The sequence below is a fragment of the Polaromonas sp. CT11-55 genome, assembly GCF_047303325.1.
Classification (GTDB): Bacteria; Pseudomonadota; Gammaproteobacteria; order Burkholderiales; family Burkholderiaceae_C; genus Polaromonas.
In genome coordinates, this window is the sequence record NZ_JBKBEX010000091.1 from 1 (window position 1) to 236 (window position 236).

General features: G+C 65.3%; 1 pseudogene. It reads right to left on the reverse strand.

Annotated features, from left to right (window positions below):
* Positions 1-236 (reverse strand): annotated as a pseudogene (locus ACEN8I_RS24200) (DNA topoisomerase IV subunit B); the annotation flags it as partial.

The window sequence follows — 236 nt, forward strand, 5'->3', positions numbered from 1 at the left end:
GCGGGGAATTAGCACTGCTTTGCTGCGCAGCTGGGGGGTGAGTGCGGCCTTGGGCATGGCCGCCGACTCGAAGTACTTGGCGTCGTGCCAGGCCCGCACGGTGGTGCCGGTCTTGCGGTCGCCGTCGCCGTTTTTTCGCAGGAGCAGTTTCTCGATGACGTCGCCGCCCGAAAACACCAGGTGGGCCACCATGCCTTCACGGTAGGAGGTGACATCCAGGCGCTTGGACAGCGCGT